Here is a 9,634-nt window from a genome sequence, read left to right on the forward strand (position 1 = left end):
AAAACAACAACGGTAAACAAGCCGATAAGTTTAATCGTGAACGGGATAGATCTTTTTTCTTCACTCATTCTTATTTACTCCTTACTATGATGCTTTTTTAGGTTTACCCAATATTGGTAATCGTCCTTTTTTCAATCTGCCCCCTGCAAATGACGCGATAAACTCAAGATCAGGCAGCTTAGATAACAACTCTTTGGGAAACAGCTCGACTTCTTCTTCCATCAAACGCTCACCGATGTTTGCAGTTAATGAGTTAATATCATCGTTTGAGGCATTAAAGCCCTGTGTACGCATTACATACTTAACTCTAGTCGGGGGGTTCTTGGCACAAACGCGCTCTTGTGTGGCTAAATCATTACATCTAAAACTGATATAGTTATTTGTGGACGCTATTATTTGATCGGCTTTGGCCTCGCTGCCTAGCTCTGCTGTAAGGTCTGAAATTGTCTGCGTTGCGATAAATAAACGGAACTTCGCACCACGCGATTTATTGATCATTTGTATTAGCGGTTCACAGAGCATTTCACTCGCTTCATCAACAAATATATTGATCACTTTATCGCTGTTTTCATCATAATTGTAACGGTTAGCAGCGACCGCTGCTGCATCAGCTAATATCATTTTACCCAGGGCTGAAGATACGATACGGTCAGCGAGTGAGTCAGTGCCAATAATTAAACATTTGTTGGTTTTTATGATGGACTCCATATCATAAATTTGGCGGGGATCATCCATATCAGATGGTGATAACATTTCAGCAAGTCCACCCGTTGATACTTTTTGTAAGTTGGCTAAAAGGTTGGTAGTTGATTGCTCTAATAATTTACGTTTATCAATATACATAGAAGCCATCGATTCAATCGTTGGATTGTGGTGTTCATTTGCAACATTTTTCCTATAAAAACTAACACACAGCAAAGCGCGGAATTCTTCATCTACACTGGATTCGAGAGTTTTAAATATCTTATCCCTCCAATTAATGTCGTGTGTGTCAAACCATGCAATACATGTTTTCTCAAGTAACTTAGCAAAATGCTCATAGTAATATCTAATTCCAGTAAGCGTCACTTGTTCATTAATCATGTGCGAAGCATCAACAATGTACTGCACTACTGTATTGGCAATATCGCGGTAAAATGAGTCTCCATCTTCAGGCACTAAGGCTGTTACCCGCGCAGCTAATTCTGAAGAACGCGCAAAGTTTTTTAATGGATTTAAACGTATAGATTCGCGTGGAAAAGCAGGATGCCACTGAATATATTTGTCAGCTTGCCCCATCATTTCACACGTTTCAGCTGCAACATTTCTAATATCTTTATCACCCTTTGGATCGAGATAAATTACAACTTCATTTCTTAAAATGAGCTGTTTCAGTAAAATCTCAAAGCACTTTGTCTTACCTGAGCCGGAAGCGCCTGTAATTAAAGTGTGTCCATTCGCGTGTTCAAAAGGAAACCTGATCACTTCTTCTTTTTCTAACAGGCCATGAATATAACCGTCACCCTTTGTCACCCGCTGCTTTCCGATCAAGTCAGGTACATTTCGTTTTAAAATATCGAAAATAAGCTGCGCTTCAACTTGAGTCCACTCCCCGCCCCAGCCAAAAAATAAACTATCTGCGTTTTTTGACATTTTTAATCACCTCTTTGTCAGTGATCCCGAACAAAGCTAACGAGTCATTTGAGTGAGGATCAAGAAAGCTCAATTTATAGCCCTTTAAACGTGATTTACGTATATATATCTCTATGCCTTTTCGTCCAATAATTAATCCGATACCGCACGTTATAACGGTAAATATGTGGTAAACATTTCGCGGCACATCAAATACAAATGGACATAAATAGCACAGTAAACCGATAGCCAACCAAACAAACACTATTCTTAGTTCGTAGTTAGTGCGAAAAGGAAAATTATATTCATTATCAGAACTCATATTAATGTGACCTCTTTGTTCGTTTTTAAATCGTTCATCGCTTCAAACTCAGTAATATCACCGAAATTTTCAGAGATTGACATTGCGACATCATTTAGCAGTTTTAGTGGTAAAATGATGGCTCCATCTTCAAACTGCAAATCAAACTTCTCATAGGCATACTTAATAAATTCACTTTCAAACTTTATTGTTATCGGTGGAGCGGGTTCATCATGTGCGACTTTAGTTTCAATCACCTTATGTTCGGTTTCAATGGTCTTATGTTGTGTAACTGTTGCTGCTGATTTGATTAGGCGTTGTACGCTTACTCGCGCATTTTCAATGTAGACGGGTTGTTCAATTTCAGGTGTGGAAGAAATTTCTTCAATTTCTTCAGCCATATTATTATCAATTGGCTCTTGCGTCCTGGTTGTTTCTTTTGAACTTTTAGTTTTAGCTTTATGCTGGCTTATCGAATATAGCTTTTCAGGATTTTTAATCACTTTTTCAACGCGAATATATTTTAAGCAAATTAATCTTTGTGGTTTTTTCTTATCACCTAAAATTTCAGGAAAAATCGGGAAATACAATTCATCATCACTGCAACATTCAGCTACCCCCTCCTCTATCATTACACGCGCTAAAACATCAGCCGAGTCAGTAATGGTGTAACCTGCTTTTTCCAGCTCTCCAACAAGTTCAGGTACAATTTTGTTCCACACAAAATACAGTTCATCATCTATAAACCACACTTTTGCATTTTTTTTGTTTATCTCCCACCGTCCAATAATTATGTAATGTTTTATGAGGTCACTAAGGACTAATGAGATAGGTGTACGTTTCATTTCTTTGGTAATGTGAGAATTACGGTTATACATATCCTGTTTAACTGAGGCTGAATCAGATTCAGCAACAATTTTAGAAAGTACATGAGCAGCATTTGCGGAAGCTACTGAAGCCAGCATAGCGGTATGAATTGTTTTGCCGTCATAACATGAATCTATCCACGACATCGTGTGCTGTGGAATCAGCCTTTGTAATACCGCTACAGATGCATTTAAGTGGGCCTTATTTCTGTTGGTTGGACTCCATGAAATAAAGTAGCGTTCAATATTATGCTCAAAGGCCCATTCCGTAATATTTTGGTTTCCGTAGGAATCCCACTCTAAACGAGCTTTACCCTGCTGTCCGTTTGAAACAACCATATCTGTAACTATCTTGCCGCAATCATGCAGTAAAGCAGCAAGTACCGTGGCAGTTTTCCATTGTTGATTTGATTGCTGAGTGTCTGCCATTGTACCGATAGAAACGGGATACTGGCTGATTTGAGCTTTTCGCATAGCGCGTTTTGCTACATCTAAGGAGTGGTAAATTAAACCGCCTCCTGTTGAATGGTGATGGTATTCACTTGCAGGTAGTAGATGGGCGTATTTGATAAAGTCAGTAATAACAGGTGTTAAATACAGTTCAAAGTCTTCCGCAGTAAGACCGAGTTCATTGCGTAAAAATCTAATATCAGCATTAAGCCGTTCAATTAGAACGCTGTTCTTTACGACTGGTATACCCTTTTGGTCTGGCGGGTAGCCGATCACATCATCGTCTAGGTTATCTAACCCATACCGTTCAGCTTGTTTGGCTTTATTCGGGAAAATTTTTTGAAGTAATGATTCCAATAATATTTTCATAACAGTCCTAATGTTTAAAGGCCCAATATTTATATTATCTTATGAATATAATTTTCCAAAAATTTACGATTAATTCTGAGGGTTTGATACTTACCGAGTTCTATTTTTTCTCAAAATTCAAAGAAATAGTTTCACACCTGTTTAATACAATAGGTTTTAAAGCTATTGTTCATTTACAGCTCAATTGGCTTGTGGCGTAACACTTGCGCCACCAACAAGTAGATCACCTTTAAATATTCCAGCTTATTGAATAAAGTAGAAGCTGTCATAGGATGAAAAGCATAAATTGACATAGTGCCTTAACGTTATACAGAACACCTGGATAGCCTTTTACGCTCGCAAACGGGAAGAAGCGAGCATGGGAATCTTTACTAGCAGAGGCGCTTTGAGGCGCATATTCTCAGCGACGGCTGATAAAAAATTGAGAAGTCATATTATTTCCCTTTTATAATAAAAGTTATGTTTTTATATACAGTGCAGTGCTTTTGTCGCCTCTCCCCATGATTTGTCTTTGATTTATTGTTTCAACGCATTGATATATCACTCAAATAAAGTAATCTGACCTCATATTTAAATAAATAAACGACTGTCGTCTAATAAGCTGTTAACTGCTAAGGAGTAAGCACATTGATTTTGTATAAGTATGTATCATATGAAGCAGGGATTAAAATTATAGAGAATAACTCTATAGGTTTTACCCAGCCTCAATTTTTCAATGATCCATTTGAGAGCGAAGCTTCTTATCCACTTGAAGAGCCAAAAGATCCATTCCAACAATTTCGTAACCAAATAAAGAAAGAAGCATGGAAAAATAATACTGGGATACTTTCTTTGACAAGACAGCCCCTGAACCCTTTGATGTGGGCTCATTACGGTAATGAGCATAAAGGTATGGTCATTGGTTTTGATGTAACTTGTTCTGAATTTTCATGTGAAAAATCAAATTTTATTCCAGTTCAATTTGGGAATGTTATTTATACAGATAAAAAACCAGTAAATAGCTTTATAAGTACTCCCAAAGAGGCGATTGAAGTTGGAGGTACATTTCACTTCCCGTACGGTCAGCTTGAGCAGTTACAGCGTTTATTTCTTTATAAGCCAGCTTGCTGGGCATATGAAGAAGAAGTTAGAGTTGCAAAATGTCTAAAAGGATTAGACACTGAAAATACAAATGAAAGTGGTGACTTTTCAGTAATTGAGGTTCAAAACAGGCCTTTATACCTTTTGAATTTGAAACCTGGAACTATCAAAGAGGTCTACGTAGGTGCCCGTTCTGAATATATGGGACTAGATAAAGCTATTGAATTAATAGATATCATAAAAGAGCATCAACCTGAAAGTAAATTGTTCGGTTGTGGTTTGAGTAAAGATAGCTGGACTCTACAAAGTATCGATCTTATAGACGCAGCTAACAAGGCGCTTAAACGGAGATAAAAAATATGGATATAAATCTTTGGATAAGTGTATTTTTAGCTATTCCTTTAGCAATAGTTGCAAATGTTTTCACACCCAAAGTACAAGTCTGGCTTGAGGGGCGAGGGAAAAAGCGATCAAAAAAACGTATTGCCCAACTTCAATCAGAGCTAGATCAACTTTGTTATTATAATGATTACCCTGAAAAATTTAATCAGTACCTTCTTGGTGTTGTAATCAGAGCTACTTTTGCCGGTTCATTAGTCGGAATAATTGCTGCAATAACTTATATTATTTCTAGGTTAGGTCGTGACTTTGTCAATATTGAAATAGTTTATGTTTTACTTCAGTTTTCAGGTCAGGTTGTATCCATGGTGGGAGCCATGATCATAATCAATATTTGTAGTGGTGCTATAAGCACGATGAATAGAATGAGAAATTATTCAAGTGTTATCCAACAGTTAAAAGCTCAAATATATGAAAGCTCTGAATGCTAACAAGTTGCTTAAATGGACAAAAAACAGTTGGCTTTTGCTGGTTCCTCGCTAATTTTATTGCTGCTTAGCAAAGCGTTGGTATAACTAACCCACGAATTGGAGGCTAGCACCTTAGTGGGGAGTCATTATGTCTAGCCTAGGATAGAAGAGTACTGTATGGATATGTACCATAAAGTTTTATCGGTATGCAGGGAAGAAAAAATAACTACATTTACTGGAAAACGCATCAAAGATTTGGTTCAAGAAAAGTTTTCAGAGAAAAAAAGAAACAATATAACATGCTCTGATTATTGCTATAATTTTTTGAATGATGGCATTTCTTTTGAAAAGCATATTTTTATACGAACCGGTCATTCTGAGTACGAATTTGTCGGTGAAGATCATCCTTTCACAGGCGATATTTTTCATGTTCCAAACAACAAGTGGTCTGATAGAAAAATTGTTGGTTTGTGGAAGGAAGGAAAGTTTAATTTATTTGATTGGGACAAGTATCCAGAAATATCTAAACGCAATGAGAAAATAGATACAAGCATCAAGCCGAATGGTAATGATGATGGGGATAAATACGACTCACCGATTGATGAAAAAACTCTCGCTTCCATTCTAAGTAGACGAGGGCAAAAATCATTTAGGGAGCGTTTACTAAGAGAGTATAGTAACAAATGCGCAGTTACAGGTTGCAATGTTCAGGAGGCATTGGAAGCTGCTCATATAGTACCACATTCAGAGCAGCAGTCTTACGACGTAAGGCATGGCTTACTTTTAAGGGCGGACATACATACATTGTTTGATTTGCATCTATTCTCAATTAATCCACAAACCGGAACGCTAGCAGTAAGTCCAAAATGCAAAGGTCATTATGAAAAATATGATGGAAAAACTATTCATCTACCAGAAAATATATCAAATGCACCTGCTCCTGAATTATTAATGGTCCATTACAAAAGATGGTTAAACAAACATATAGGCTAATACGGCACTCCAGCCGACGTGCCAAAGGCGCGCGCGGCTGAGCTGGGGCGTTAGAAGAAGAGGTTTAATGAGAGATTCCTGTTTCCACTATACGAATTTAGATTCTTTGTTTCATATTATTCAGAATGAAACTATTCACTTAAGTAGCCTTTCAATGATGAATGTTCCTCAAGAAACGAAGGGTGATGATGAACTAATTACAGAAATTTATTTGGATAAATTTTCAGTAAATTCACATGATTTTCTTTTACGTAAAAGTACTTCTGAAATACAGTTTGAATATTACTTGCATATTCCGGCCTAACGTGAACGGTCATTCCGGCGCAACGTGAACACCAATTCTCGCTGTATTTCACGTTAGGCCGGAATATGCAAACGGAGCTATGCGTTAAGCAGAGGCGGTTATGCGTTAAGTAAAAGCGTTATACGTTAAGCCACATGAGAAACGGCAGGCATAAAAAAACCGCTGGATAGCGGCTTTTGTTTAATGATTTAATCAACCTTAGTTAACAGCATTCAGCTCATGTGCGGCGGCGACTTGTAAAAAGTGGCTGCGGTTCTTATACAACTCAGGATGTGCGATCACTTGAGAATCAATTTTTTTATATAACAAGCTCGGCAGCGTGACATTTTTCTTTTCTGACTTGCCCATATAAGGCTCAACATCAACATCAATGACCGCCCATGCCCAGCCTTTATATTCTTCATCCTGCTGTAAGACAGAAAGACCAGTCGCCAACGGCGGCAATTTCCCGCGCTCCGCTAAGTCTTCGAGATAAAACTCAACCGCTTCTTTTGCATTGGTGATCGCCTCTTCTAGCGAGTCACCTGCTGAAAAACAACCCGGTAAATCGGGAAATGCAACGCCGTAAGCGTGATCGGCGTCGCCAGTTTCAATTGCGATAGGATATAACATACCTACTCCTTCTATTTATCGGCACAGTAAGGTGCAATGAAGGGGGCTTTACAGCCCCGCTTGTTTCTTTAATTTACTGACCAGCCCAATTTTTAAATCCTTTTTGGGGTGGGGAACGATGATCGGGTCTTCGTAACTTGGATGCCTAAACTTGTGATGACTTCCTCTTACATTAACCAATTCCCAACCGTTCTTTTTCAACAGTTTAATCAAATCTGCACTTTTCACTGTACCTCCTGTTTATTTAACTTGGGGGTTATTATAACCCCATCAAGTTAACAAAGCAAGAAAAATAACCCCAGCAACCCCGACAATCCCGTTTATTTTGAATTTTGTTTGATAAGCGTTCACATGGGAAACGAAAGTTGCAGTTATGTAGCTTTGGGGACTGAAATCTTCTTAAATGGCCCCCCCATTTAAGGGCAAAAATAAGCACTAGAAAGACAAAAGTTAAATAGATAAACATTGCCATTAAACATCATTTAAAAGCGCTGAAACAAGCGCTTTCAAAGTCGTTTTTGACGGAATGCTTATTTTTAGGAGCTAAAACGGCTATTTACCATAATAGGTATTACACGAACTAACCAAAGGCTGCCAAATGGCGGCCTTTTTTGTGATTTTCATTACTGTAATTAGTCCACATGGGAAACGGATCAGGAGGAAAAAAGCAAACAGCAGAGAAAAGAAACCCGCAGTTAAGCGGGTGTTTATAGATTACCGATACATCAAGCAGTGTCTGGTTAACTGCTCTCTTACGGACTGGCGCTGCCCCAGCAAAATAAAAGCGGTAACGACCAGCTCGTCGGGCTGTTCATCGACTTCATATAGTAACCTATAACCGTTTATATTCGCTTCGCGAACACTTGATATACCAGCTATATCAAAGATGCTCTGTGATACAGGGTAAATCAAAGGGTTGCTGCTTACTGCGTTTTCAAAGGTATTAATTGTATCCTCTATTTTGTCTATAACATCAATCTCACTATTCCATCGCGTAAAGTGTGCAATAGCGAGTTCGGTCGAATTTTCAAAAGTTTGGGTGTATTCAATTGTGGGTTGTAACATCAGTATCGCCTTCTTTCAGGATTAATTTGCGTTTAGCTAATCGTTCCTTGAGAGAGCTTGATGATATTACACGTCCTGCTTTCACGTCGTTTTTGGCGAAGCTGACAAGTTTTAATAGAGCAATTGCTTCGTCACGTCTCTCTCTTTCTTCAACAGATTCGATTACGTAAGCAGGCTTGCCGTTTTGTGTAATTATCAACGGTTCTTTCAAGGGCAGATTTGCCGCGTTCTTTTTTAAAAAACTAATTGTTTCTACATGCATAACTTATCTCCTTGGGTTTTTGAAATGTTCAGGCGTTAGTTATCACCGCGAGAGCATTTGAGTTTTTCATTGGTTTTCACTTGGTTGCTTTTTTCACCATAATTATTTTAACACTAAACACTTAAAAGACCAAATCTAGGCTAAATATGGTCTTTTGTGTTTGTGTTTGTGTTTGTGTTTGTTCAAATGGGAAACGTGATTGTGCATGATGTTCTAGCAAATTATTTATTTGCGCAGCTGAATTTGAATTGTGTTAGTGGAACAGGTTTTTATCACCGTATGATTATCTAAGTGTTCCGTCTGCATTCACATCAACAAACACCGGATTTTAAATGCCTGATTTTAGTGTTTGATTTCTATGTTAACAACGTATTTAAAGATATAGATGGTTCTAGTCGTGCTTGTGTTTCTATTAGTGTTAATCCGAACCCGTCAATGAACAACACATGATCCGCTTAGTCTTTATTGTTTTGGAAGGCTTTAGAGATGGTAAAGCCCTTTAAATATTTTAACAACAATCATCGTTTATACGTGCCTGGTCACTTCATTTCAAAATCGGTTTCATTATTCTTTAGCTTATTTTGGAATACCTCAGCAGCTTTTGGCTGTTCTTTGCTTATCTGTCCAAGTTTAAGCTTGTTCTATTATTTTATCCAACCCTGCATTTAAACGCTTCGCTTCACTGATAGCTTCAGGTTTCGAGAAACCTGAACGAACGCTACCATTCAAGCCGATTACTGAGTAAGTACCATCTTCTTGCTCTTGTTCTGAATACTGCATTACAACTCCCTTTGCCTATGAATGGCTAAAAATATAATAACTCAACTACCACCTACTAAAGTAGGTGGGTTAGCGTATTTCGGTGCAGATGACTAAAGTCATCAAGAGCGCACCTCATGTGCACGCAAAATC

Annotated in this window: 10 protein-coding genes; 3 read left to right on the forward strand and 7 right to left on the reverse strand. The window is 38.0% G+C overall.

The window, feature by feature from the left end; all coding sequences use genetic code 11:
- Positions 1 to 84: 84 nt before the first annotated feature.
- Both traD and mobH read right to left on the reverse strand, forming a co-directional pair.
- Positions 85 to 1,632, reverse strand: coding sequence for a conjugative transfer system coupling protein TraD (gene traD / locus G337_RS0117815; protein ID WP_028865090.1), 1,548 nt, complete (start codon positions 1,630 to 1,632; stop codon positions 85 to 87).
- A 297-nt stretch (positions 1,633 to 1,929) separates the two neighbouring features.
- Positions 1,930 to 3,597 (reverse strand): MobH family relaxase, encoded by a 1,668-nt coding sequence (gene mobH / locus G337_RS0117825; protein WP_028865092.1) that lies wholly within the window; start codon positions 3,595 to 3,597, stop codon positions 1,930 to 1,932.
- 627 nt (positions 3,598 to 4,224) lie between these two features.
- Here mobH and G337_RS26605 point away from each other — a divergent pair.
- The 3 genes from G337_RS26605 (at position 4,225) to G337_RS27860 (ending at position 6,479) form a co-directional block, all read left to right on the forward strand.
- The gene (locus tag G337_RS26605; RefSeq protein WP_051303366.1) at positions 4,225 to 5,031 is read left to right on the forward strand and encodes a DUF2971 domain-containing protein; all 807 of its coding nucleotides are present in this window, start codon (positions 4,225 to 4,227) and stop codon (positions 5,029 to 5,031) included.
- A gap of 5 nt (positions 5,032 to 5,036) precedes the next feature.
- Positions 5,037 to 5,507, forward strand: coding sequence for a hypothetical protein (locus G337_RS0117835; protein WP_028865093.1), 471 nt, complete (start codon positions 5,037 to 5,039; stop codon positions 5,505 to 5,507).
- Between the two features lie 156 nt (positions 5,508 to 5,663).
- Entirely contained in the window at positions 5,664 to 6,479 is an 816-nt protein-coding gene (locus tag G337_RS27860) for an HNH endonuclease (RefSeq protein ID WP_051303368.1), read from the forward strand.
- Between the two features lie 502 nt (positions 6,480 to 6,981).
- On the opposite strand, the gene G337_RS0117850 is transcribed toward G337_RS27860, so the two are convergent.
- From G337_RS0117850 to G337_RS28710, 5 genes are all read right to left on the reverse strand, one after another.
- On the reverse strand, positions 6,982 to 7,395 hold the full coding sequence (locus tag G337_RS0117850; RefSeq protein ID WP_028865096.1) for a type II toxin-antitoxin system HicB family antitoxin: 414 nt from the start codon (positions 7,393 to 7,395) through the stop codon (positions 6,982 to 6,984).
- Positions 7,396 to 7,443: 48 nt separating this feature from the next.
- Positions 7,444 to 7,623 carry a type II toxin-antitoxin system HicA family toxin gene (locus G337_RS0117855; protein ID WP_028865097.1) on the reverse strand — a complete coding sequence of 60 codons (180 nt, stop codon included), beginning with the start codon at positions 7,621 to 7,623 and terminating at the stop codon, positions 7,444 to 7,446.
- A 486-nt stretch (positions 7,624 to 8,109) separates the two neighbouring features.
- Positions 8,110 to 8,460 carry a type II toxin-antitoxin system RelE/ParE family toxin gene (locus G337_RS0117860; RefSeq protein ID WP_028865098.1) on the reverse strand — a complete coding sequence of 117 codons (351 nt, stop codon included), beginning with the start codon at positions 8,458 to 8,460 and terminating at the stop codon, positions 8,110 to 8,112.
- Complete coding sequence (locus G337_RS0117865; RefSeq protein ID WP_028865099.1) at positions 8,441 to 8,722, reverse strand: type II toxin-antitoxin system prevent-host-death family antitoxin; 282 nt, start codon at positions 8,720 to 8,722, stop codon at positions 8,441 to 8,443. Before G337_RS0117865 ends, G337_RS0117860 begins: the two co-directional genes overlap by 20 nt.
- A 630-nt stretch (positions 8,723 to 9,352) precedes the next feature.
- Entirely contained in the window at positions 9,353 to 9,502 is a 150-nt protein-coding gene (locus tag G337_RS28710; RefSeq protein WP_157619377.1) for a hypothetical protein, read from the reverse strand.
- Between the last annotated feature and the right edge of the window lie 132 nt (positions 9,503 to 9,634).

The sequence above is a fragment of the Psychromonas aquimarina ATCC BAA-1526 genome (assembly GCF_000428725.1).
Classification (GTDB): domain Bacteria; phylum Pseudomonadota; class Gammaproteobacteria; order Enterobacterales; family Psychromonadaceae; genus Psychromonas; species Psychromonas aquimarina.